This window comes from Acidovorax sp. GW821-FHT10A04, assembly GCF_059415825.1.
The window spans coordinates 216,426-237,519 of the sequence record NZ_JBWKNZ010000008.1 but is presented as its reverse complement, the minus strand read 5'-3'; the positions used below and the strand labels follow the sequence as shown (position 1 = coordinate 237,519).

The 21,094-nt window shown below is 68.6% G+C and carries 22 protein-coding genes; 5 read left to right on the top strand and 17 right to left on the bottom strand.

The annotated features are described in order from the left end of the window. Positions 1 to 29 precede the first annotated feature (29 nt). The 4 genes from AC07PF_RS18580 to AC07PF_RS18565 all read left to right on the top strand — a co-directional run bounded on the left by AC07PF_RS18580 (position 30) and on the right by AC07PF_RS18565 (position 4,046). Positions 30 to 986, top strand: a complete 957-nt coding sequence (locus AC07PF_RS18580; RefSeq protein ID WP_007852133.1) for an MBL fold metallo-hydrolase — start codon at positions 30 to 32, stop codon at positions 984 to 986. A 21-nt stretch (positions 987 to 1,007) separates the two neighbouring features. Then, positions 1,008 to 2,702 carry an FAD-dependent oxidoreductase gene (locus AC07PF_RS18575; RefSeq protein ID WP_494612821.1) on the top strand — a complete coding sequence of 565 codons (1,695 nt, stop codon included), beginning with the start codon at positions 1,008 to 1,010 and terminating at the stop codon, positions 2,700 to 2,702. A 16-nt stretch (positions 2,703 to 2,718) separates the two neighbouring features. Continuing rightward, positions 2,719 to 2,970 (top strand): DUF2783 domain-containing protein, encoded by a 252-nt coding sequence (locus tag AC07PF_RS18570; RefSeq protein ID WP_494612820.1) that lies wholly within the window; start codon positions 2,719 to 2,721, stop codon positions 2,968 to 2,970. A 110-nt stretch (positions 2,971 to 3,080) separates the two neighbouring features. Continuing rightward, positions 3,081 to 4,046: a Bug family tripartite tricarboxylate transporter substrate binding protein gene (locus AC07PF_RS18565; protein ID WP_494612819.1), complete on the top strand. Its 966-nt coding sequence runs from the start codon at positions 3,081 to 3,083 to the stop codon at positions 4,044 to 4,046. Positions 4,047 to 4,056: 10 nt separating this feature from the next. Here AC07PF_RS18565 and AC07PF_RS18560 read toward each other — a convergent pair whose 3' ends face one another. The 3 genes from AC07PF_RS18560 to AC07PF_RS18550 are packed head-to-tail and all read right to left on the bottom strand — an operon-like array spanning position 4,057 to position 5,779. Next, positions 4,057 to 4,617, bottom strand: a complete 561-nt coding sequence (locus AC07PF_RS18560) for a DUF2062 domain-containing protein (RefSeq protein WP_007852121.1) — start codon at positions 4,615 to 4,617, stop codon at positions 4,057 to 4,059. 16 nt (positions 4,618 to 4,633) lie between these two features. Further along, a complete protein-coding gene (locus tag AC07PF_RS18555) occupies positions 4,634 to 4,792 on the bottom strand; it encodes a hypothetical protein (protein ID WP_007852119.1) in 159 nt (52 codons plus the stop codon). Positions 4,793 to 4,804: 12 nt separating this feature from the next. Continuing rightward, a complete protein-coding gene (locus AC07PF_RS18550) occupies positions 4,805 to 5,779 on the bottom strand; it encodes a TerC family protein (RefSeq protein ID WP_494612818.1) in 975 nt (324 codons plus the stop codon). Between the two features lie 255 nt (positions 5,780 to 6,034). On the opposite strand from AC07PF_RS18550, the gene AC07PF_RS18545 reads away from it, so the two are divergent. Beyond that, on the top strand, positions 6,035 to 6,940 hold the full coding sequence (locus AC07PF_RS18545) for a LysR family transcriptional regulator (RefSeq protein WP_494612817.1): 906 nt from the start codon (positions 6,035 to 6,037) through the stop codon (positions 6,938 to 6,940). A gap of 392 nt (positions 6,941 to 7,332) precedes the next feature. Here the strand turns inward: AC07PF_RS18545 and AC07PF_RS18540 are convergent, their stop codons facing one another. From AC07PF_RS18540 to AC07PF_RS18475, 14 genes are all read right to left on the bottom strand, one after another. Further along, positions 7,333 to 8,499: an ABC transporter substrate-binding protein gene (locus AC07PF_RS18540; RefSeq protein ID WP_494612816.1), complete on the bottom strand. Its 1,167-nt coding sequence runs from the start codon at positions 8,497 to 8,499 to the stop codon at positions 7,333 to 7,335. A 119-nt stretch (positions 8,500 to 8,618) separates the two neighbouring features. Then, on the bottom strand, positions 8,619 to 9,374 hold the full coding sequence (locus tag AC07PF_RS18535) for an ABC transporter ATP-binding protein (RefSeq protein ID WP_494612815.1): 756 nt from the start codon (positions 9,372 to 9,374) through the stop codon (positions 8,619 to 8,621). After that, positions 9,371 to 11,281 carry a branched-chain amino acid ABC transporter ATP-binding protein/permease gene (locus AC07PF_RS18530; protein ID WP_494612814.1) on the bottom strand — a complete coding sequence of 637 codons (1,911 nt, stop codon included), beginning with the start codon at positions 11,279 to 11,281 and terminating at the stop codon, positions 9,371 to 9,373. The genes AC07PF_RS18535 and AC07PF_RS18530 overlap by 4 nt, the downstream gene beginning before the upstream one ends. Further along, positions 11,278 to 12,306: a branched-chain amino acid ABC transporter permease gene (locus AC07PF_RS18525; RefSeq protein ID WP_145697155.1), complete on the bottom strand. Its 1,029-nt coding sequence runs from the start codon at positions 12,304 to 12,306 to the stop codon at positions 11,278 to 11,280. Before AC07PF_RS18525 ends, AC07PF_RS18530 begins: the two co-directional genes overlap by 4 nt. Before the next feature lie 217 nt (positions 12,307 to 12,523). Beyond that, positions 12,524 to 13,681 (bottom strand): ABC transporter substrate-binding protein, encoded by a 1,158-nt coding sequence (locus tag AC07PF_RS18520; protein ID WP_494612813.1) that lies wholly within the window; start codon positions 13,679 to 13,681, stop codon positions 12,524 to 12,526. A 125-nt stretch (positions 13,682 to 13,806) separates the two neighbouring features. Next, complete coding sequence (locus AC07PF_RS18515; RefSeq protein WP_007852096.1) at positions 13,807 to 14,436, bottom strand: TetR/AcrR family transcriptional regulator; 630 nt, start codon at positions 14,434 to 14,436, stop codon at positions 13,807 to 13,809. Between the two features lie 134 nt (positions 14,437 to 14,570). Next, positions 14,571 to 15,656 (bottom strand): 1,2-phenylacetyl-CoA epoxidase subunit PaaE, encoded by a 1,086-nt coding sequence (gene paaE, locus AC07PF_RS18510; RefSeq protein WP_494612812.1) that lies wholly within the window; start codon positions 15,654 to 15,656, stop codon positions 14,571 to 14,573. 34 nt (positions 15,657 to 15,690) lie between these two features. Continuing rightward, positions 15,691 to 16,242 carry a 1,2-phenylacetyl-CoA epoxidase subunit PaaD gene (gene paaD / locus AC07PF_RS18505; protein WP_494612811.1) on the bottom strand — a complete coding sequence of 184 codons (552 nt, stop codon included), beginning with the start codon at positions 16,240 to 16,242 and terminating at the stop codon, positions 15,691 to 15,693. Beyond that, positions 16,242 to 17,018: a 1,2-phenylacetyl-CoA epoxidase subunit PaaC gene (gene paaC / locus AC07PF_RS18500; protein ID WP_494612810.1), complete on the bottom strand. Its 777-nt coding sequence runs from the start codon at positions 17,016 to 17,018 to the stop codon at positions 16,242 to 16,244. The genes paaD and paaC overlap by 1 nt, the downstream gene beginning before the upstream one ends. 11 nt (positions 17,019 to 17,029) lie before the next feature. Then, complete coding sequence (gene paaB / locus AC07PF_RS18495; RefSeq protein ID WP_186457925.1) at positions 17,030 to 17,359, bottom strand: 1,2-phenylacetyl-CoA epoxidase subunit PaaB; 330 nt, start codon at positions 17,357 to 17,359, stop codon at positions 17,030 to 17,032. Positions 17,360 to 17,384: 25 nt separating this feature from the next. Next, positions 17,385 to 18,392 carry a 1,2-phenylacetyl-CoA epoxidase subunit PaaA gene (gene paaA, locus AC07PF_RS18490; protein WP_494606949.1) on the bottom strand — a complete coding sequence of 336 codons (1,008 nt, stop codon included), beginning with the start codon at positions 18,390 to 18,392 and terminating at the stop codon, positions 17,385 to 17,387. A 29-nt stretch (positions 18,393 to 18,421) separates the two neighbouring features. Beyond that, positions 18,422 to 19,729: a phenylacetate--CoA ligase PaaK gene (gene paaK / locus AC07PF_RS18485; protein ID WP_494612809.1), complete on the bottom strand. Its 1,308-nt coding sequence runs from the start codon at positions 19,727 to 19,729 to the stop codon at positions 18,422 to 18,424. 31 nt (positions 19,730 to 19,760) lie between these two features. Continuing rightward, positions 19,761 to 20,225, bottom strand: coding sequence for a hydroxyphenylacetyl-CoA thioesterase PaaI (paaI, locus tag AC07PF_RS18480; RefSeq protein WP_494612808.1), 465 nt, complete (start codon positions 20,223 to 20,225; stop codon positions 19,761 to 19,763). Between the two features lie 12 nt (positions 20,226 to 20,237). Continuing rightward, positions 20,238 to 21,041: an enoyl-CoA hydratase-related protein gene (locus tag AC07PF_RS18475; RefSeq protein WP_494612807.1), complete on the bottom strand. Its 804-nt coding sequence runs from the start codon at positions 21,039 to 21,041 to the stop codon at positions 20,238 to 20,240. Between the last annotated feature and the right edge of the window lie 53 nt (positions 21,042 to 21,094).

The following is a 21,094-nucleotide window of genomic DNA, read 5'->3' as shown; positions in this document are numbered from 1 at the left end:
CCACTAAACCAAATCAACCGGTACCACCCATGAGCACCAAGACCTTCGCCTCCGCCGCCGACCTGGAAGTCAAGAAGGTGAGCTTCGACAAGCTCTCCGACCATGCCTACGCTTACACGGCCGAGGGCGACCCCAACACCGGCATCATCATTGGCGACGACGCCGTGATGGTCATCGACACCCAGGCCACGCCGGTCATGGCGCAGGACGTGATCCGCCGCATCCGCGAAGTGACCGACAAGCCCATCAAGTACGTGCTGCTGTCGCACTACCACGCCGTGCGCGTGCTCGGTGCCAGCGCCTACGGGGCCGAGCACATCATCGCCAGCGAGGACACGCGCGACCTGATCGTCGAGCGCGGCCAGTTCGACAAGGACAGCGAGATCGGCCGCTTCCCGCGCCTGTTCCAGAACGTGGAGAGCGTGCCCGACGGTCTGACATGGCCGACCATGACCTTCAACAAGAAGATGACCCTGTGGCTGGGCAAGCTCGAGGTGCAGATCCTGCAGCTGGGCCGCGGCCACACCAAGGGCGACACCGTGGCCTGGTTGCCTGCGGAAAAGATCCTGTTCTCCGGCGATCTGGTGGAGTTCGATGCCACGCCGTATGCGGGCGATGCCTACTTCCAGGACTGGCCGCAGACCCTCGATAACCTGGCCGCCCTGAAGCCCGAGAAGCTGGTGCCCGGACGCGGTGCGGCGCTGCAGACGCCCGAGCAGGTGCAGGCCGGCCTGGCCGGCACGCGCGCCTTCATCAGCGACCTGTACGAAAGCGTCAAGGCCAGCGCCGCCCAAGGCGAGGACCTGCGCAAGGTCTACGAGGCCACGTTCGCGAAGCTGCAACCCAAGTACGGCCACTGGGTGATCTTCAACCACTGCATGCCGTTCGACGTGACGCGCGCCTACGACGAGGCCACACAGTACCCGGACCCGCGCATCTGGACCGCCGAGCGCGACATCCAGATGTGGAAGTCGCTCGAAGGCTGAGGCGCCCCGGAGGAGACAAGCATGACAACAACAGCGTCCGCGCCACCCGCCTTCGACGGAACTGGCGCCCAGGTGCAAGCCATCGAATTCGCCTACCGGCGCTCCCCGGACCAGGATGCAACCAGCCCGGTGCAGCACCCCATCGTGGTGGTGGGCGCAGGCCCCGTGGGCCTGTCGCTGGCCATCGATCTGGCCCAGCGCGGCCAGCGGGTGGTGGTACTGGACAACGACTGCAGGCTGTCCACCGGCTCGCGTGCCATCTGCTTTGCCAAGCGCACCCTGGAGATCTGGGACCGCCTGGGCGTGGGCCAGCGCATGGTGGACAAGGGCGTGTCGTGGAACGTGGGCAAGGTGTTCTTCCACGGCGCGCCGCTGTACGAGTTCAACCTGCTGCCCGAAGAGGGCCACGAGCGCCCGGCCTTCATCAACCTGCAGCAGTACTACGCCGAGGCCTACCTGGTGGAGCGGGCGCTGCAGTTGCCCAACATCGAGCTGCGCTGGCACAACAAGGTCACGGGCGTGGCACAGCGCGGTGACGGCGCACTGCTGACCATCGCGACGCCCGAGGGCGACTACCGCATCGACGCGCAGTGGATCGCCGCCTGCGACGGCTCGCGCTCGCCCATGCGCCAGTTGCTGGGCCTGGAGAGCAAGGGCCGCATCTTCCAGGACCGCTTTTTGATTGCCGACGTGAAGATGGCCGGCAGCACGGACTTCCCGACCGAGCGCTGGTTCTGGTTCGACCCGCCCTTCCACCCCAACCAGAGCGTGCTGCTGCACCGCCAGCCCGACAATGTCTGGCGCATCGACTTCCAGCTGGGCTGGGACGCCGACCCGGAGGAAGAGAAAAAGCCCGAGAACATCCTGCCGCGCGTGCGTGCACTGCTCGGGCCCGATGCGCAGTTCGAGCTCGAATGGGCCAGTGTCTACACCTTTGCCTGCCTGCGCATGGACCGCTTCGTGCACGGCCGCGTGGTGTTCGCGGGCGACAGCGCCCACGGCGTCTCGCCCTTCGGTGCGCGCGGCGCCAACAGCGGCGTGCAGGACGCCGAGAACCTGGCCTGGAAGCTCGACTGGGTGCTGCGCGGCCGCGCCGGCGCGGAACTGCTGGCCACCTACGGCCCCGAGCGCGAGTACGCGGCCGACGAGAACATTGCCAACTCGACCCGCGCCACCGACTTCATCACGCCCAAGAGCGAGGTCAGCCGGCTGTTCCGCGATGCCGCGCTGGAGCTGGCGCGCACGCACCCGTTCGCCCGCCGCATCGTCAACAGCGGGCGCCTGTCGGTGCCGGCCACGCTGCATGGCTCGCCGCTCAACACGCCGGATGGCGACAGCTTCGCCGGCACCCAGGTGCCCGGTGCCGTGCTGCTCGACGCACCCGTGCTGCAGGGTAGTCAGGGCGCCTGGCTGCTGCGCACGCTGGGGCCGGATTTCACCCTGCTGGTGTTCGGCCCCGCGCCGGCCTGGGCCACGACCCTGCCCCAGGTGAAACTGCTGCAGGTGGGCAGCGACGTGGTCGACGCGCAGGGCCTGCTCACGCAGCGCCTGGACGCGCGGCCCGGCACGGCCTACCTGGTGCGGCCCGACCAGCATGTGTGCGCGCGCTGGCGCAGCCTGAGCGAAGCCGCCGTGCGCGCCGCACTGGCCACGGCCACAGCGATTGCCAGCAGCCACCAGGCTGCAGCCGCCCCTGCCGACCTCGCCACCGCCTGAACCAGGAGCCCGGAACATGCTCGACACCCAGCCCCACCTGCAGGCCTGCGACGATTTCTACGAGGCCCTGATCGCCGCCCACAACGGCCTGACCCCGCCCGAGAGCCATGCGATGAACGCCCGCCTGATCCTGCTGCTGGCCAACCACATCGGCGACCAGGCCACACTGCTGCATGCGCTGAAGCTGGCGCGCGGCAGCACAGCACCCACCAGCGCTGCGGACATGGCGCCCGTGACACCGGTCGCCCCGGTACACGCTGCGGCCTGACGCCGCCCACAACCGCCCACCATTCAGCCACCGCGCAAGCCCTGCACAGACAGGGCCTGCGGCGCCGCTGTGCCCAAACCATCCACCCCTTGACCACCGGAGACAACACCATGCTGCGCAAACACTTCCTCGCCACCCTCGCGGGACTGGCACTCACGCCCCTCGCCCTGCACGCACAGGACAACGGCAAACCCCTGGAATGGGTGGTCGGCTATGCGGCCGGCGGCGGCTCGGACATCGTGGCGCGCACCATCGCCGAATCCATGGGTGCCAGCCTGGGTCGCCCCGTCATCATCAACAACAAGCCCGGCGCGGGCACCAACATCGCGGCCGACTATGCGGCGCGCAGCAAGGACCTGGGCAACCTGATCTTCTCGGCCGACTTCGCCACGCTGGCGGCCAACCCCTTCTTGTTCAGCAAGCTGAGCTACAACGCCGAGAAGGACTTCCAGCCCGTGGGCCTGCTGGTGCGCTTTCCGATGTTTCTGGTGGTCTCGAACAACGTGCCCGCCAAGAACCTCAAGGAGTTCATGGCCTGGGCCAAGGGCAACGCCGATGGCGTGAACTGGGCCTCCGCCGGGCCGGGCAGCCCGCACCACCTGGTGGGAGAGCTGTTCCGCGAGCAGAGCGGCCTCAAGCTCACCCATGTGCCCTACCGCGGCGCGGCCCCGGCCATCCAGGACGTGATCGGCGGCCAGGTGCCGGCGATGTGGATCGACAGCGCCACGGTCTACCCCTTCCTCGCCACGAACAAGGTGCGCGCCATCGGTGTGGCCAGCCCGCAGCGCGTGGCGACCATGCCCGATGTGCCGACCATCCAGGAGCAGGGGCTGCAGGGATTCGAGGGCTATGCATGGCAGGGGCTGGTGGCCCCCACGGGCACCTCGCCCGAGGCCGTGGCCCAGTTCAGCAAGGCGCTGCAGACCGCCCTGGCCGACACGCGCACCCGGGCGCGCCTGCAGGCCCTGGGCGTGGAGCCCCTGCCCGGCACCCCGGCCCAGATGGGCAGCTATGCGCGCGCCGAGCGCGAAAAATGGGGCCGTGTGATCACCAAGGTCGGCGTCAAGCTGGATTGAACCGCTAGCCTCACGGCGGGCCGCGCAGGGCCCGCGCACGCTGCAGGCGGCGCCCGCGCTGCAGTACGGGGGCCAGCCACAGGGCCTGCACCACTGCATAGCCCAGCACTGCCAGCACCAGGCCCAGCACTGGCAGGCCGACCAGCAATGGCGTGCCCAGGGCCTGCATCCACTCGGCCAGCGCCTGCACGCTGAAGGCGCCGGCCGGGCCGTCCGCGTTGAAGGCCGGCAGCGACTGCTCGCCAGGCAGCACCAGCGAGCCCATCTGGAAGGCCAGCACATACAGGGGCACGGTGGTCAGCGGGTTGGTGTAGAAGGTGGTGACGCCACCGGCGACCACGTTGCCGCGCAGCCAGGCACAGGCGCCGACCGCCCCCACCAATTGCAGCGGGCCGGGGATGAGCCCGCAGAACAGGCCGGCAGCCACCCCGCGCGCCAGCGGCTCGCGCTGGAAGCGGAACAGCGCGCGCTGCTCCATCCAGGGCACGGCACGGGCCAATGCCGTGCGTGCCAGCTGGTCGCGCACGCTGGGTTCCAGGTGGCGCAGCTTGCGGCGCAGGGTGCTCAGCATCCGCATGGGCCTGCGGTCACCAGCTGAAGGCTGCGGCGGTGGCCAGGCCCCACAGCGCCGCCAAGGCGGTGAGCAGGCCCACGTCGCGCCGCTCGTTGCCCAGGCGCCAGGCCATCAGGGCCGTGCCCGCCAGGGCCACCAGCAGGGTGAGCATCACCGATTCGATCATGTCCATGGCAGGTTTCCTTCAGGGCTTGGGAGGCTGTGCAGCGGGCGGGCTGCCGGCCGATCTGCGCAGCGACAGGACGATGGAGCCGGCGATCAGGCCCGCCGTGACCAGCAGAGCGTAGCCGATCGGGATCTTCACCAGGTCGATGAGCAGCATCTTGCTGCCGATGAACACCAGCACCAGGGCCAGGCCATAGGCCAGCAGGTGGAAGCGGTCGGCCAGGTCGGCGAGCAGGAAGTACAGCGCACGCAGGCCCAGGATGGCGAAGATGTTGGCCGTGAGCACGATGAACGGGTCGCTGGTGATCGCGAAGATGGCCGGGATGCTGTCCACCGCGAAGATGATGTCCGTGGTGCCGATCAGGATGAGCACCACGAACAGCGGCGTGTAGTGCTTGACGCCGTTGATGGTGGTGGTCAGCTTCTCGCCATCGAACACGTCGGCGATGCGGATGCGCTTGCGCAAAAAGCGCAGCACCGGGTTGGTCGCGATGTCGGGCTCCTGGCCGGCAGCGAACCACATCTTGGCACCCGTGAACACCAGGAAGGCACCGAACACATAGAGCAGCCAGTGGAACGAAGCCAGCAGCCAGGCGCCTGCCAGGATCAGCAGCGTGCGCAGAACGATGGCGCCGATGATGCCGATGATCAGCGCGCGCTTCTGGTGCTGTGCCGGTACCGCGAAGTAGCTGAACAGCATCAGGAACACGAAGATGTTGTCGATGGACAGGCTTTTCTCCACCAGGTAGCCGGTGATGAACTGCATCGACACGGTGTTGGCCACCTCGCGGCCCTGGCTGCCGTCCAGGTACCACCACAGGCCGGCCACGAAGACGAAGGCCAGCGAGAACCACAGGGCGCTCCACTTGAGGGCCTCCTTGGTCGTGACCTTGTGCGCGCCCTGGCGCTCCATCACCAACAGGTCGATGCCGATGGCAACGACCACGAAGACGGCGAATCCCGCCCACATCCACCAGGTTCCAATGGTTTCCATGATCTCGTTCTCCTTCGCGCAGCGGCGGCGTCAGCGCCGCGAACGCGGCAGGGGTGGCAGGCCCGGGGTCGGGGTGGCGGGGGTGTGGACGGCGGTGTCGTGCATGAGGTATCTCCTGGGAAATTCAAGGCAAGCCCGCACTGTAGGGATGCCTTTGCATCTTTAAAACCTGTCTTTTCGATACCATTCATCTGGTTTTTACGAACCAAACACTTTTTACGAATACCCCTTTCCACCGGTGGGACAACCCAGACCATGAGCCAGAGCTTCAACTACCGCCATCTGTACTACTTCTGGGTGGTCGCCAAGGAGGGCGGCATCGCGCGCGCCGCCGAGCGGCTGGACATGGCCGTGCAGACCATCAGCGCCCAGGTGCGCCTGCTCGAGCAGGCCCTGGGCACCAGCCTGCTGCGCACCGAGGGGCGCAGCCTGGTGCTGACCGAAGCCGGCGTGGCCGCCCTGCACGAGGCCGACCACATCTTTGCCCTCGGTGAGCAGCTGACCCACCGCGTGCGCGAAGCCGCCAGCGGCCAGACGCTGCGGCTGAACCTGGGCATCTCGGACGGCATCGCCAAGCTGGCCATGCACCGGCTGCTGACGCCGGTGCTCGACGAACCGCACCTGCGCCTGCTGTGCCACGAGGGGGAGTTCCAGCCGCTGCTCGGCGAGCTCGCGCTGCACAAGCTCGACGCGGTGCTGGCCGACCGCGCCGCACCGCCCAACCCGGCCCTCAAGACCACCAGCCAGCTGCTGGGCACGAGTGCCGTGGCCTGGTACGCCCCACCCGTATGGGCCGAGGCGGCGGCGCGGCAGTTTCCGCAGAGCCTGGCCGTGGTGCCCGTGCTGCTGCCCACCGACCATGCCGCCATGCGTGCGCGCATCGACCACTGGCTGGAGCGCGAGCGCATCCGCCCGCGCATTGCGGGCGAGTTCGAGGACAGCGCCCTGCTCAGCACCTTTGCCGCCACGGGCATGGGTGTGATGCCGGCGCCCGTGTCGGTGGGCGCGCACCTGCGAAAGACCCATGGGCTGGTGCAGGTGGGCGCTACGCCCGACGTGCAGGAGCAGTTCCACCTGATCTACAACGCGCGCAAGGTCATGCACCCGCTGCTCACGCGGCTGCTGGAGGCCGCAGAGGACGGCGCGCTGCTCACCTCCTGAGCAGCGTCTCCCGCCTCGGAGCGGCTCACAAACTCAGCGAAGCGGTTCTGGCTAGGCGCTGTGTCGCAGGCAGTCGGAGCCCGTCCACGGCCTTTTACGGGGTTGCGTTGCCTCCTCCGGGAGGATCAGGCAAGGCGCCCACCGCAGATGAACGCATGTCCATCAAGGATGGGCAACGCCGCATGGGCCTGCCGGAGGTGGCAACCCGAAGGGCATGCAGCCCACGCCCCGCCCCTCGTCGTTGCCCACCTTGCCCATGCCACCGGCATGGGCAGCGGCGCGCGCCTAGACGGACGCACCGTGGACTGCATGCGCATCCCCGTAAAAGGCCGTGGACAGGCTCTAGTACGACAAGACGCAGCAACGACGCCAGAAGAGTTTTTGAGTCGCTCCTACTTCGTGAAACGGCCGTCGCGGCCCATCATGAGCAGATCGACGAACTTGCCCGAGCTGTGCTGCGTGGCCGACAGCTCCACGGGATAGCCGCCCAGGTTCAGGTTCTTCATCGACTCCATGGCCTGGACCAGGCCGGCGCGGGTGGGCTTGGTGCCGGCACGCTGCAGTGCCTCGACCAGGAAGCGGGCGGAGATGAAGCCCTCCATCTGGCTGAAGGTGTACTCGGTGATGCCCTTGGCCTTGGCCAGGGTCTGGAACTCGCGCGAGATCGGCATGCTCTGGTTCCAGGGCGAGGGCACGACCTGCGAAACCACCACGCCGCGCGCGCGCTCGCCCAGTGCTTTCACGAGCTGGGCATTGCTGATCACCGAGAGCATGTAGAAGGTGGAGCGGTGGCCGGCTGCCAGGTAGGCATCGACGAAATCCACGCTGGGCTTGCCCGCGCTGATGACGATGATGGCCTGGGGCGACTCCTTGGCCACGGTGGCCACGGCGTCCGCCATCTTCGAGCCGTCCACCTCCAGCGGGGCCTTGACCGCCAGGGTCACCTTGTGGACCTGCACGGACTTCTCGACCGAGGCCAGTCCGCCCGTGCCGAACGGGTTGTTGAGGTAGACCGCGGCGATGCGCGAGATGCCCACCGAGGCCAGTTGCTTGACCGTGGCGTCGAGCTCGGCCGCATAGCCGGCCTTGATGTTGAAGACATAGCGGCTGCCAGGCTGGCGCAGGCCGTCCGAGCCGGTGAACGGCGCGATGAAGGGCACGCCGCGCTCCTCGGCAATCGGCAGGGCGGCCAGCGCGGGCGGCGTGCCGGCGTACTGGAACAGCGCCAGCACCTTGTCCTCGTCGATCAGCTTCTTCGTGTTCTCGGCGGCCTTCTTGGGGTCGTAGGCGTCGTCGATGGCGACCACGCGGATCTTGCGGCCGCGCACGCCGCCCGAGGCATTCACGTGGTCGAAGTAGAGGCTTGCGCCCTGGCGCACCTCGGTGGTGAGCGCGGCCAGTGGACCGCTCAATTGGCAGGACTGGCCGATCACGATCTCGCCATCGGCCCCGCCCGCGCTGTCCTGGGCCCAGGCCGTGCCCGCCAGGCCCGCGGCCAATGCGCCACCCGAACGCAAAAACTCCCTGCGCGCCAACCCCGGCCGAACGCCTGTCTTCATGCTTTGTCTCCTGTCGTATTTATGGATCTTCACAACGCAAAAACCCTTCCGCAGCCCCAGGGCCTGCGAAAGGGTGAAAACGGGACGGTCGCTGCGTTACACGGCGGTCCTCTGCAGGCTCAATGGGTCGCGGCCTCGGCCTGGGCGTGCGCCGCCCCGCCCATGCCCAGGTAGGTGTCGATGATGCGGCGGTCGTTGAGCAAATCCTGTGCGGCGCCCGTCAGCGCCACCGCACCCATCTCCAGCACATAGGCCCGGTCGGCCACACGCAGCGCGGCGCGCGCGTTCTGCTCCACGAGCAGTACCGACACGCCATGCGCACGCAGCGAGGACACCACCTGCAGCACCTCGCGCACGATCAGCGGGGCCAGGCCGAGCGAGGGCTCGTCGAGCATCAGCAGGCGCGGGCGGGCCATCAGCGCACGGCCGATGGCCAGCATCTGGCGCTCGCCGCCCGAGAGCGTGGAGGCCAGTTGCGGGCGGCGCTCGCGCAGGCGCGGGAAGATGCCGAACACTTCTTCCATGCGTTGCGCCTGGTCACGCTGCCCCTTGCGCCAGCGCGAAAAGCCGCCCAGCAACAGGTTGTCCTCCACCGACATCTCGCCGAAGAGTTCGCGCTTTTCGGGCACCAGGGCCACGCCGCGCGCCACCATGGCCTCCACGCTGGGGCGGGCGATGCGCTCGCCGGCCAGGGTGATGGAGCCGGTGGCCGGCAGCAGCCCCATGGCTGCGCACAGCAAGGTGGTCTTGCCGGCGCCGTTGGGGCCGATCACGGTGACGATCTCGCCCTCGTTCACGTCGAGCCGGACCTGGTGGACGGCTTCCACCTGGCCGTACGAAACAGAGAGGTCCTGCAGTTGCAGCAAGGCGGTCATGCGGTGGCTCCTTCAGTGGCAGCGGCGGGCAGGTCGTCGTCGGCGCCACCCAGGTAGGCATCGAGCACGCGCTGGTTGCTCTGCACCTGCGCGGGCGTGCCCTCGGCGATCACGGTGCCGAACTCCAGCACGGTGATGCGGTCGGCCAGGTTCATCACGAACTCCATGTCATGCTCCACCACCAGGATGCCCAGGCCCTCGGCGCGCAGTTGGCGCAGCAGGTCGGCCAGGGCCTTCTTTTCCAGGTGGCGCAGGCCGGCGGCGGGTTCGTCGAGCAGCAGGATGGCCGGCTGGCCGGCCAAAGCACGCGCGATCTCGACGATGCGCTGCTGCCCCAGGGCCAGCGAGGCGGCGGGCGCATCGGCATGGACCCCCAGGCCGCAGCGCTCGATCTGGCGGCGCGCCTCGGCCAGCAGGGCCGCCTCTTCGGCGCGGTCCAGGCGCAGCATGGAGGCGAGCCAGCCGCGGTGCGCACGCTGGTGCGCGCCCAGGGCGACGTTCTCGACCACACTGCGCTGACCCAGCAGGCGCACGTGCTGGAAGGTGCGCGCCATGCCCAGGCGGGCGAAGGCGCGCGAGGGGCGGCGCAGCATGGCCTGGTCCACCAGGCGCACCTCGCCCTCGGTGGCGTCGTCCACACCCGAAACCATGTTGAAGAAGGTGCTCTTGCCGGCGCCGTTGGGCCCGATCAGCGCGTGCACCTCGCCGGCCTTCACGTCCATGGAGACATTGTTGTTGGCGACCAGGCCGCCGAAGCGCTTGGTCACGTTGCGTGCCTGCAGCAGCACCGTGCCGGCCGTGGGCAGCGTGCGCTGCGCCAGTTCGGTGGCCTGGCCTGCCGTGCGCGGCGCCTCGCGGCGCAGCCAGCGCTCGCCCAGGCGGTTCAGCGTGGGCCACAGGCCGTCGGCAAAGCGCTGCAGCACGAAGACCATGAGCAGGCCGAAGACGATGACCTCGAAGTTGCCGCTGGTGCCCAGCAGCGAGGGCAGCACGTCCTGCAGCTTTTCCTTGAGCAGGGTGATGAGCGTGGCGCCCAGCACCGCACCCCAGAGGTGGCCGGCACCACCGACCACGGCCATGAACAGGTACTCGATGCCGATGTTGAGGTTGAACGGCGTGGGGCTGACAAAGCGCTGCAGGTGCGCATACAGCCAGCCCGAGATCGCCGCCAGCAGCGCCGCCAGCACGAAAAGCTTGATGCGGTAACGCGCCGTGTCCACGCCCATGGACTCGGCCATCACCCGCCCGCCCTTGAGCGCGCGGATGGCGCGGCCCTCGCGCGAGTCGAGCAGGTTGTGCAGCAGCCACAGCGACACCAGCAGCACCGCCCAGATCAGCACGCCGATGGCGCGCGGCGAGGCCAGCGAGACGCCGGCCACGACGAGCGGCGGGATGCCGGTGATGCCGGTCTGCCCGCCGAGGAATTCCATGTTGCCGAACAGGTAGTACAGCGACAGGCCCCAGGCGATGGTGCACAGCGGCAGGTAGTGGCCCGAGAGCTTGAGCGTGACCGAGCCCAGGCCCCAGGCCAGCGCGAAGGTGATCGTAAGGCCCAGCACCAGGCCCACCCAGGGCAGGCCGGCCATGCCGACCAGGCCCGAGAGCGCCTGCACCGACGCGGGCGCCGTGCAGATCCAGGCCGTGGCATAGGCACCGACGCCCACGAAGGCCGCCTGGCCGAAGGAGGTCATGCCGCCCACGCCGGTGAGCATGACCAGGCCCGCCGCGACGATGGCGTACAGGCCGATGTAGCTGAGCACGACCACGGTGAAGTCGGGCAGGAAGCCCCAGCACAGGGCCAGCAGCGCCACGGCGGCGAGCGTCAGCTGGGTGCGCGTGGCGATGCCGCGCGAGGTGCCTGCATCGTGTGCGCCGGCAGCCATATCTGTCTTGACGGGCGCGGTCATTCCTCATCCTCCACATGGCGGCTGTTGAGCGAACGCCACCACAGCACGGGCACGATCAGGGTGAACACGAGAACCTCCTTGTAGGCACTGGCCCAGAACGATGCAAAGGCCTCCAGCTGGCCCACGATCAGCGCGCCGAGCAGTGCCATGGGGTAGCTGCCCAGGCCGCCGACGATGGCCGCGACGAAGCCCTTGAGGCCGATCAGGAAACCCGTGTCGTAGTACACGGTGGTGAGCGGGGCGATCAACAGGCCCGAGACCGCGCCGATCAGCGCGGCCAGGGCAAAGCTCACATCGCCCGACAGCTCGGTGGGAATGCCCATGAGGCGCGCCCCCACGCGGTTGAGGGCCGTGGCGCGCAGCGCCTTGCCGACCATGGAGCGGCCGAAGAACAGGAACAGCAGCATCACCAGCGCCAGCGTGACACCCAGCACCACCAGCGACTGGCCCGAGACGGGGATGCCGCCGAGGTCGAAGCGCGCCTCCGAGAACGGTGGCGTGCGCGAGCCTTCGGCGCCGAAGAACAGCAGGCCCAGGCCCACCAGCACGCCATGCAGCGCCACCGAGACGATGAGCAGCATCAGCACCGTGGCATCGGCCAGTGGGCGATACGCCAGGCGGTACAGCAGCGGCCCCATGGGCGTGATCAGGATCAGCGTGGTGAGCGCCTGCATGCCCAGCGAGGTGGGGCGCAGCCCGAGGATCAGCGCTGTGGCCAGCAGCGGCAGCACCAGGCACCAGACCACGGTGGCAGGCCAGTTCACGGGGCTGCCGCGCTGAAAGCGCACCACCTCGACCACCAGCACCACCGCGGCCATGCCCACCAGCAGCCACAGCGTGGCGGGAATGCGCCCGCCCTGCATCATGGCCATGGTCAGCGCCCCGAAGGCCACGAACTCGCCCTGGGGGATGAAGATCACCCGGGTCACGGAAAAAACCAGCACCAACGCCAGCGCCATCAGTCCATAGATGGCGCCGTTGACAATGCCGTCCTGCCCCAAGAGCAGGGCGATCTGCAAATCCATATTCGGCTTTCTTTCACAAGGCAGACACGCCGCAGGCCCGGGGACCGCTCCCCGCGCCACGGCGCCAGGCGCACTGCGCCCGTCTCTCAACGACCCAAAAGCGCGCGCAGCCCACGCAACTGGCACGACGCAGGCCAGTGCTCCCGCGCAAGGGCCGCCCCGCCGCGCTGGGAGCGTCCCCCCTCGGGGGGGAAGGCGCGCAGCGCCTCAGGGGGGCTTACGGTTGGTATTTCCAGGTGCCGTTCTCGATCTTGACCATCACGCGGGCGCGCTGGTCCAGGCCCAGGTGGTCGTTCTCGGACATGTTGAAGATGCCGTGCGCGCCGGGCACTTCCTTGATCTGCTCGAGCGCATCGCGCAGGGCCGTGCGGAACTCCACGGTGCCGGGCTTGGCCTTCTTGAGCGCCACGGGCACGGCAGCGGCCATCAGCACGCCGGCATCCCAGCCGTGGGCGCCGAAGGTGGAGACGCTGTCCTTGCCGTGGGCGGCCTCATAGGCGGCCACATAGGCGCTGGCCGACTTCTTCACCGGGTGCGAGGCGGGCAGCTGCGAAGCCACGAGCACGGGGCCGGAGGGCAGGAAGGTGCCTTCCACGTCCTTGCCGCCCACGCGCAGGAAGTCGGCATTGGCCACGCCGTGGGTCTGGTAGACCTTGCCGGCAAAGCCGCGCTCCTTGAGCGCCTTCTGGGGCAATGCGGCCGGCGTGCCGGAGCCGGCGATGAGCACCGCGTCAGGCTTGGCCGAGATCATCTTCAGCGTCTGGCCGGTCACCGAGGTGTCGGTGCGCGCATAGCGCTCGTTGGCCACGATCTGGATCTTCTTGATGGCGGCGGCCTTGCCGAACTCCTGGTACCAGCCTTCGCCGTAGGCGTCGGCAAAGCCGATGAAGGCCACGGTCTTCACGCCGGCGTTGGCCATGTGGTCCACGATGGCCAGCGACATCATGATGTCGTTCTGCGGGGTCTTGAAGACCCACTTCTTCTTGGCGTCCATGGGCTCGACGATGCGCGCCGAGGCGGCCATGGAGATCATGGGCGTCTGCGCCTCGGCGACCACGTCGATCATGGCCAGCGAGTTGGGCGTGGTGCTCGATCCCAGGATGATGTCGACCTTGCTTTCGCTGATCAGCTTGCGCGTGTTTCCCACGGCCGTGGTCGTGTCTGAGGCATCGTCGAGCACGATGTAGTTGACCTTCTGGCCGCCGATGGTGCGCGGCATCAGGGCGATGGTGTTCTTCTCGGGAATGCCCAGCGAGGCGGCCGGGCCGGTGGCCGACACCGTGACACCGACGGTGATGTCGGCCAGGGCGGCGCCGCAGGCCATGGCGGCGGCTGCGGCCACGAGCGCGAGTTGTGCGAAGCGGGTCTTTTTCATGCGTTTGTCTCCTGTGGAAAAGAAAGGATGGTGTTGTCAGCGCAGGCAAGCAAGGAAGATTCAGCGCTGGTCCGGCTCTTGTCGGCCGGTATCGGGTACGCGGTGGTGAAGGTGCGTGGCCATTGTCATGGACGCGCAGGCCTTTGGGCCAGTTCAATGGGCATTCGGACGGCAGGAAATCCACCAAAGAACAGGTCCGCAACGATGGGCGCCATGGTCCCGTAGTCGAGTTCGCCGTCGGGCTTGAGCCAGGTGAACATCCAGTTGATCATGCCGAACAGCAGCATGGTCAATGCCTTGGTCAGGCCGGCGGCATCGGTGTCGGGCCGCATCTGCGCCAGCGCCTCTGCAAAAACGGCCACCACGGCGCGTTCCTTGCCCAGGATGCGCTCGCTGTCCTCGGCTTGCAGGAAGCGCACGTCCTCGGTCAGCACGCGGTGGGCGTGCTGGGCCTCGGCGTATTCCTCGACGAAGCGGTGGATCAGCTCGCGCAGCCGTGCCTCGGGCGCGAGCTGCTTGGCTTCGACTTCTTCCACCAGCGCCTGCAGGCGCGAGACATGGCCGTCGGCGATGTGCACGAGCAGGTTGTACTTGTCGCGAAAGTAGTGGTACAGCGTGGGCTTGGACAGGCCGCAGGCCTCGGCCACCTCGTTCATCGACGTGGCCGGATAGCCGCGGCGTGCAAACAGCTCGGCGGCATGGCGGAGGATCATTTCGCGCTGGTCGTCGTATCCGGGGGAGCGTCCTCGGGCCATGGGCAGTTTTCCTTTGCATCCGGTAGTGAAGGGCCGCCATCTTGCCGCATGCGCAGGCACCGTGGCCCCTCGCTGCCCGAATCCCTGGCGGGACCCGGCAGCGCGTGCAGCGGTGGGTGCCGTCATCGCGACCATCAACGTTCGTCGAACGACAGCACCACGCTGTCGGTCAGGGGCCGGCACTGGCAGGTGAGCACGAAGCCGGCGGCCACCTCGGCCTTGTCGAGCGCGAAGTTGCGCTCCATGCGCACCTCGCCCTGCACGCACTTGGCGCGGCAGGTGCCGCACACGCCCGAGGTGCACGAGAACGGCACCTCCAGCCCGGCGGCCGAGGCCGCATCGAGGATGCTGGCCTGCTCGCCCGAGAACGGGAATTCGCGCCGCAGGCCGTCGCGCACGATGGCGATGCGGGAGGTCTTGGCGTCGCCGGGCAGCGCCTCGTGCACCACGGCACCCACCTGCCCACCGGCCGGCAGGGCCACGCCGAAGCGCTCCACGTGGATGCGCTCGGCCGGCACGCCGCCGGCCAGCAGTGCGGCCTCGGCCTCGTCGTTCATCTGGAAGGGGCCGCAGATGAAGGCCTCGTCGATCTTCTGCGCGGGGATCAGGGCCTTCAGAAACTCGGCGAGCTTCTCGCGGTTCACGAAGCCCATGTTCAGCGGCGCGTCGGTCTGCTCGGCCGAGAACACGTGGTGCAGTACCAGGCGCGTGAGGTAGCGGTTCTTGAGGTCCTCGATCTCCTCCTTGAACATGGTGGACTGCAGCGTGCGGTTGCCGTAGATCAACGTGAAGCGGCTGCCGGGCTCGCGTGCGAGCACCGTCTTCATGATGGACAGGATGGGCGTGATGCCGCTGCCGCCCGCGATGCCCAGGTAGTGGCGACTCGCCTGGGCCTGGATGGGCACGAAGAAGCGGCCTTGCGGTGCCATGACCTGCAGCGTGTCACCCACCTGCAGCTGCGCGTTGATCCAGTTGGAGAACACGCCGCCGTTGACCTTGCGCACGCCCACGCGCAGCTCGGCGTCATCCACGCCCGCGCAGATGGAGTACGAGCGGCGCAGGTCCTGGCCGCCGATGTCGGTGCGCAGCGTGAGGTACTGGCCCTGGGTGAAGCCGAAGACCTCGCGCAGCTCGGGCGGCACGTCGAAGGAGACGATGACGGCCTCGGCCGTGTCGGGCTCGATGGCGCGCACGCGCAGGGGATGGAAGATGACGCTCATGTCGGTGTCTTGGGTGGGGGCGAAGAAGGGTGCTTCACAAGGGCTTGAAGTGCTCGAAGGGCTCGCGGCAGGCCATGCAGCGGTACAGCGCCTTGCAAGCCGTGGAGCCGAAGGCCGAGAGCCGCTCGGTCTGCAGGCTGCCGCAGCGCGGGCAGGCCAGCGCCGGGGCAGCCGCGTTGGCGCGCGGCATGAAGCGCAGCGGCACCTCGGTGCCCGGCGGCAGCGGGCCCGGCGGCGCGATGCCGTAGGCCAGCAGGCGCGCGCGGCCGCGTTCGGTGATCCAGTCGGTGGTCCAGGCCGGGGCGCGCTGCAGCGTGGCGTGGGCCGGGCCGAGGCCGGCCGCCACGATGGCGGCGAGCACGTCGTGCTCGATCACCTCGGTGGCCGGGCAGCCCGAATAGGTGGGGGTGAGCACGATCTCCAGGCCATCGCCCGCCAGGCGCACGTCGCGCACGATGCCCAGCTCGCACACGGAGACCGCGGGCACCTCGGGGTCGGGCACGCTGTCGAGCACCTCCCACGCGCGCGCAATGCGCGCGTCGGGTGCCTGCTCCGCGTCCGGGAGGTCGATGGCTTCGGCCACCATCACCACACGCCCCCGGGAAAGCTGCGCTGCAGGTACTGCATCTCGGTCAGGATGTAGCCCATGTGCTCGCTGTGCACGCCCTGCTTGCCAGTGCTGCGAAACGCCGACTCCTGGGGCGTGGCCAGGCTGGCAGCGGCCAGGATCTGTGCCATCTCGCCGGTCCAGGCGTCCTTGAGGTCGGCCCAGCGCGGGCCCAGGCCCGTGGCGTGGGCGGATTCGTCCACCGCATCGACCACGAAGAGCTCGGGCGTGTAGCGCCACAGGGCCTTGAGGGCCGCTTCGGTGCGGCGGCGCGATTCGGCCGTGCCGTCGCCCAGGCGCACGACCCAGTCGGCCGCATGCTGCTGGTGGTAGCGCGCCTCCTTGAGGGCCTTGCCGGCGATGGCGGCCAGCTCCGTGTCGCTGGAGCTGGCCAGGCGCTCCCACAGCAGCTTGAAGAGAGTGGCCACCATGGCATTGCGCACCATGGTGAAGGCGAAGTCACCGCGCGGCAGCTCCACCAGGGTCACGTTGACATAGTCGCGCTCGTCGCGCAGAAAGGCCAGCTGGTCCTCGTCGTGGCCGCGGCCTTCGATCTGGCCGGCCCGGGTGAGCACGGCGCGCGCCTGGCCCACGAGGTCCAGCGCCATGTTGGACAGGGCGATGTCTTCTTCGAGCACAGGGCCGTGGCCGCACCATTCGGACAGGCGCTGGGCCAGGACGAGGCAGGTATCGCCGATGCGCAGCAGGTACTGCACGCCCGGGTCCTGGCTGATGTGGATGCTGGTGGCTTGCATGGCAGTGGCGCTCACATGTGGTCCACGGACTCGGGCAGCACGTAGAAGGTGGGGTGGCGGTAGACCTTGTCCTGCGCCGGGTCGAAATACATGGACTTCTCGCCGGGGTCGCTGGCCACGATCTGGTCGGAGCGCACGACCCAGACGCTGGTGCCTTCCTGGCGCCGGGTGTAGACGTCGCGCGCCAGCTGGATGGCCATGCGCGGGTCGGCCGCGTGCAGGCTGCCGCAGTGCTTGTGGTCCAGGCCGGCCTTGCTGCGCACGAAGACTTCCCACAGCGGCCATTCGGTGGCCATCGCGGGATCGGCGGCGGGGGTGGAGGGAGAGGATGGGGTCGTCATGGGGAAATCTCGGATCTCGGTGGAATCAGGCGGCAGCGCGCACCGGGGCGTGCTTGGCGGCATGGGCCAGGGCGGCTTCGCGCACCCAGGCGCCGTCGTCCCAGGCCTTGACGCGCGCGCCCAGGCGTTCTTCATTGCAGGGGCCGTCGCCGCCGATCACGCGCCAGAACTCGCTCCAGTCGATGGCGCCGTAGTCGTGCGCCTGGCGTTCTTCGTTCCACTTCAGGTCGGGGTCGGGCAGGGCCACGCCGAGCACGCGGGCCTGCTCCACCGTGGCGTCGATGAACTTCTGGCGCAGCGTGTCGTTGGAGATGCGCTTGATGCCCCAGCGCATGGACTGCGCAGAGTTGGGCGACTGGTCGTCGGGCGGGCCGAACATCATGATGGAGGGCCACCACCAGCGGTTCACCGCGTCCTGCACCATGGCGCGCTGGGCGTCGGTGCCCTGCTGCATCATGGTGAGCAGCGCGTCGTAGCCCTGGCGCTGGTGGAAGCTCTCTTCCCGGCAGATACGCACCATGGCCCGTGCATACGGCGCGTAGGAGCAGCGGCAGATCGGCACCTGGTTCATGATGGCCGCGCCATCGACCAGCCAGCCGATGGTGCCCATGTCGGCCCAGGTCAGCGTGGGGTAGTTGAAGATGGAGCTGTACTTGGCTCGCCCGGTGTGCAGGGCATCCAGCATCTGGTCGCGCGAGGTCCCGAGGGTCTCGGCCGCGGCGTACAGGTACAGGCCATGGCCGCCCTCGTCCTGCACCTTGGCCAGCAGGATGGCCTTGCGCTTGAGCGTGGGCGCGCGCGATATCCAGTTGCCCTCGGGCAGCATGCCGACGATCTCCGAGTGCGCATGCTGGCTGATCTGGCGCAGCAGGGTCTTGCGGTAGTGGTCGGGCATCCAGTCCTTGGCCTCGATGAATTCGCCCGCGTCGATGCGCGCATCGAAGGCCTCCTGGCGCTGCATCTCCTCGGCGCTGCGCAGGGCCTTGGCGTCGCCGCCTTCCTTGCCCATGGTGTCCATGGCCTGGGTGTACATGGTGGTGTCCTTTCGTTCGGGGGGCTGCTTCAGCGCGCGCGCTGGTCGATCACGCGGCGGGCCTTGCCCACCAGCGTGCGTTCGATGGAATCGGTGGCCAGCACCTCGACCTGGCAGGTGATGCCCACCAGGGTCTTGATGCGCTGCTGCACCCAACCGGTGAGGTCCGGGCGCTCGCCATCGGCCACGCCTGGCTGCAACTCGCAGCGCACGGTCACCTGGTCGAGGTTGCCGTCGCGCGCCACGAGGATCTGGTACTGGCCCGAGAGTTTTTGGTTCTGCAGCACGATCTCTTCGATCTGCGTGGGGAACACGTTCACGCCGCGGATGATGAGCATGTCGTCCGAGCGGCCCACGATCTTGCCCATGCGGCGGAAGGCGCGCGAGGTGGGCGGCAAGAGGCGCGTGAGGTCGCGCGTGCGGTAGCGGATCATGGGCAGCGCCTCCTTGCTCAGCGAGGTGAAGACGAGTTCGCCCTCCTGGCCGTCGGGCAGCACCTCGCCCGTTTCGGGGTCGATGATCTCGGGGTAGAAGTGGTCTTCCCAGACCACGGGGCCGTCCTTGCTCTCGATGCACTCGCTGGCCACGCCCGGACCCATCACTTCGGACAGGCCGTAGATGTCCACCGCGTCGATGCCGGCCTTGGTCTCGATCTCGCGGCGCATGGCCTCGGTCCAGGGCTCGGCACCGAAGATGCCGACCTTGAGCGAGCTCTCGCGCGGGTCCAGCCCCTGGCGCACGAACTCCTCGTTGATGACCTGCATGTACGAGGGCGTGACCATGATGATGCTGGGCCCGAAGTCGCGGATCAGCTGCACCTGCTTTTCGGTCTGGCCGCCCGACATGGGGATCACCGTGCAGCCCGCGCGCTCGGCGCCGTAGTGCGCGCCCAGGCCGCCCGTGAACAGGCCGTAGCCATAGGCGATGTGGATCAGGTCGCCCGCGCGCCCGCCGGCCGCGCGGATGGAGCGTGCCACCAGGTCGGCCCAGGTATCGATGTCCTTCAAGGTGTAGCCCACCACCGTGGGCTTGCCCGTGGTGCCCGAGGAGGCGTGGATACGGGCCACCTTTTCGCGCGGCACGGCGAACATGCCGAAGGGGTAGTTGTCGCGCAGGTCTTTCTTGACCGTGAAGGGGAACTTGGAGAGGTCGGACAGCTGCTTGAGGTCCGACGGGTGCACGCCCTTGGCATCGAAGGCGCGTTGGTAGTGCGGCACGTTGTCGTAGGCGTGCTGCAGCGTCCAGCGCAGGCGCTGCAGCTGCAGGGCCTGGACTTCGTCGCGGCTGGCGGTTTCGATGGGCTCCAGGTCGCCTGGGGCAGGTTGGCGCACGGCCATGGATGTCTCCTGTGGGTTCTGGGTAAGGGGGTCAGCGGGCGGCAGCGTCCAGCGGCACGGTGGGCTTGCCCTTCATGCAGTACGAGCGGCCGCGGAACACGGCGATGGCCTCGCCGCGCTGGTTGTGCACGTTCACGTCGTACACGCCGGTGCGGCCGGCCAGCGAGACCTCGCTGGCCACGGCCGTGAGGCGGTCGCCCTCGCGTGCGGGTGCCAGGAAGTCGATGGACAGGCCCGAGGCCACGGTCATCTCGTTGCGCGCATTGCACGAGAAGGCGAACGCCGAGTCGGCCAGCGTGGTGATGAAGCCGCCGTGGCAGATGGCAAAGCCGTTGAGCATGTCGGCACGCACGGTCATCTCGAGCGTGGCCCGGCCCGGTGCAATGGCCGTGATGGCGATGCCCAGGCCCTGCGTGGCACGGTCGTTGGCGAGCATGCCGGCGCGCACATGCTCGGCGATGGCCTGGGGGTCCATGGCGGTGGTGGAGGAATCCATCGGGCTACTCGATCAGCGGTCTTTGAACACAGGGGCGCGCTTGCCGATGAAGGCCTCGACGCCCTCGCGGTAGTCGGCCGAGGCGCCCAGCGTGCGCTGCGCGGCCGCCTCGCGGGCCAGGGCCTGACCGTAGTCCATCTGCGCGGCGGCATCCATCGCATTGCGCGTGGCGACCAGCGCTTTCACGGGCATGGCGGCCAGGCGCTGGGCCAGGGCCTGGGCTTCGTCCTGCAGCGCCGCGTCGTCCACGCAGCGCCAGATCAGGCCCAGGCGCTCGGCATCGGCGGCGGGCAGCTTGTCGCCCAGCAGCGCCAGGCCCAGGGCCTGGGCGCGGCCGACCAGGCGCGGCAGCAGCCAGGTGCCGCCGGTGTCGGGCACCAGGCCGATCTTGGTGAAGGCCTGGATGAAGCTGGCCGAGCGCGCGGCCAGCACCAGGTCACAACCCAGCGCCAGGTTGGCGCCCGCGCCGGCGGCCACACCGTTGACGGCGGCCACCACGGGGATGGGCATGCTGCGGATGCGCAGGCACAGGGGGCCGTACAGCTTGTCGATCACCTCGCCCAGGTCCTTGGGCGCGGCGCCCGGCGTGAGATCGGGCGCCACGGCGGGATCGGCCAGGTCCTGCCCCGCGCAGAAGGCCCGGCCCGAGCCCGTGAGCACCACGCAGCGCACCTCGGCATTGGCTGCGGCTGCCTCCAGCGCCGCCAGCAGCTGGGCATGCAGCTCCGCCGTGAAGCTGTTGAGCGCGGCGGGCCGGTTGAGCGCCAGCGTTTGCACGGCGCCCGACTGCGTCACGAGGACCAGGGGTTCAGACATGGATGCTCCTGCCTATCAAGGTGGGGAAATCTGGTGTTGAGCGATCGCAAACA

Bases quoted from the DNA above. Each gene is read 5' to 3' on its own strand.
- AC07PF_RS18580 (WP_007852133.1), top strand. From the start codon at position 30: ATGAGCACCAAGACCTTCGCCTCCGCCGCCGACCTGGAAGTCAAGAAG.
- AC07PF_RS18575 (WP_494612821.1), top strand. From the start codon at position 1,008: ATGACAACAACAGCGTCCGCGCCACCCGCCTTCGACGGAACTGGCGCC.
- AC07PF_RS18570 (WP_494612820.1), top strand. From the start codon at position 2,719: ATGCTCGACACCCAGCCCCACCTGCAGGCCTGCGACGATTTCTACGAG.
- AC07PF_RS18565 (WP_494612819.1), top strand. From the start codon at position 3,081: ATGCTGCGCAAACACTTCCTCGCCACCCTCGCGGGACTGGCACTCACG.
- AC07PF_RS18560 (WP_007852121.1), bottom strand. From the start codon at position 4,617: ATGCTGAGCACCCTGCGCCGCAAGCTGCGCCACCTGGAACCCAGCGTG.
- AC07PF_RS18555 (WP_007852119.1), bottom strand. From the start codon at position 4,792: ATGGACATGATCGAATCGGTGATGCTCACCCTGCTGGTGGCCCTGGCG.
- AC07PF_RS18550 (WP_494612818.1), bottom strand. From the start codon at position 5,779: ATGGAAACCATTGGAACCTGGTGGATGTGGGCGGGATTCGCCGTCTTC.
- AC07PF_RS18545 (WP_494612817.1), top strand. From the start codon at position 6,035: ATGAGCCAGAGCTTCAACTACCGCCATCTGTACTACTTCTGGGTGGTC.
- AC07PF_RS18540 (WP_494612816.1), bottom strand. From the start codon at position 8,499: ATGAAGACAGGCGTTCGGCCGGGGTTGGCGCGCAGGGAGTTTTTGCGT.
- AC07PF_RS18535 (WP_494612815.1), bottom strand. From the start codon at position 9,374: ATGACCGCCTTGCTGCAACTGCAGGACCTCTCTGTTTCGTACGGCCAG.
- AC07PF_RS18530 (WP_494612814.1), bottom strand. From the start codon at position 11,281: ATGACCGCGCCCGTCAAGACAGATATGGCTGCCGGCGCACACGATGCA.
- AC07PF_RS18525 (WP_145697155.1), bottom strand. From the start codon at position 12,306: ATGGATTTGCAGATCGCCCTGCTCTTGGGGCAGGACGGCATTGTCAAC.
- AC07PF_RS18520 (WP_494612813.1), bottom strand. From the start codon at position 13,681: ATGAAAAAGACCCGCTTCGCACAACTCGCGCTCGTGGCCGCAGCCGCC.
- AC07PF_RS18515 (WP_007852096.1), bottom strand. From the start codon at position 14,436: ATGGCCCGAGGACGCTCCCCCGGATACGACGACCAGCGCGAAATGATC.
- paaE (WP_494612812.1), bottom strand. From the start codon at position 15,656: ATGAGCGTCATCTTCCATCCCCTGCGCGTGCGCGCCATCGAGCCCGAC.
- paaD (WP_494612811.1), bottom strand. From the start codon at position 16,242: ATGGTGGCCGAAGCCATCGACCTCCCGGACGCGGAGCAGGCACCCGAC.
- paaC (WP_494612810.1), bottom strand. From the start codon at position 17,018: ATGCAAGCCACCAGCATCCACATCAGCCAGGACCCGGGCGTGCAGTAC.
- paaB (WP_186457925.1), bottom strand. From the start codon at position 17,359: ATGACGACCCCATCCTCTCCCTCCACCCCCGCCGCCGATCCCGCGATG.
- paaA (WP_494606949.1), bottom strand. From the start codon at position 18,392: ATGTACACCCAGGCCATGGACACCATGGGCAAGGAAGGCGGCGACGCC.
- paaK (WP_494612809.1), bottom strand. From the start codon at position 19,729: ATGGCCGTGCGCCAACCTGCCCCAGGCGACCTGGAGCCCATCGAAACC.
- paaI (WP_494612808.1), bottom strand. From the start codon at position 20,225: ATGGATTCCTCCACCACCGCCATGGACCCCCAGGCCATCGCCGAGCAT.
- AC07PF_RS18475 (WP_494612807.1), bottom strand. From the start codon at position 21,041: ATGTCTGAACCCCTGGTCCTCGTGACGCAGTCGGGCGCCGTGCAAACG.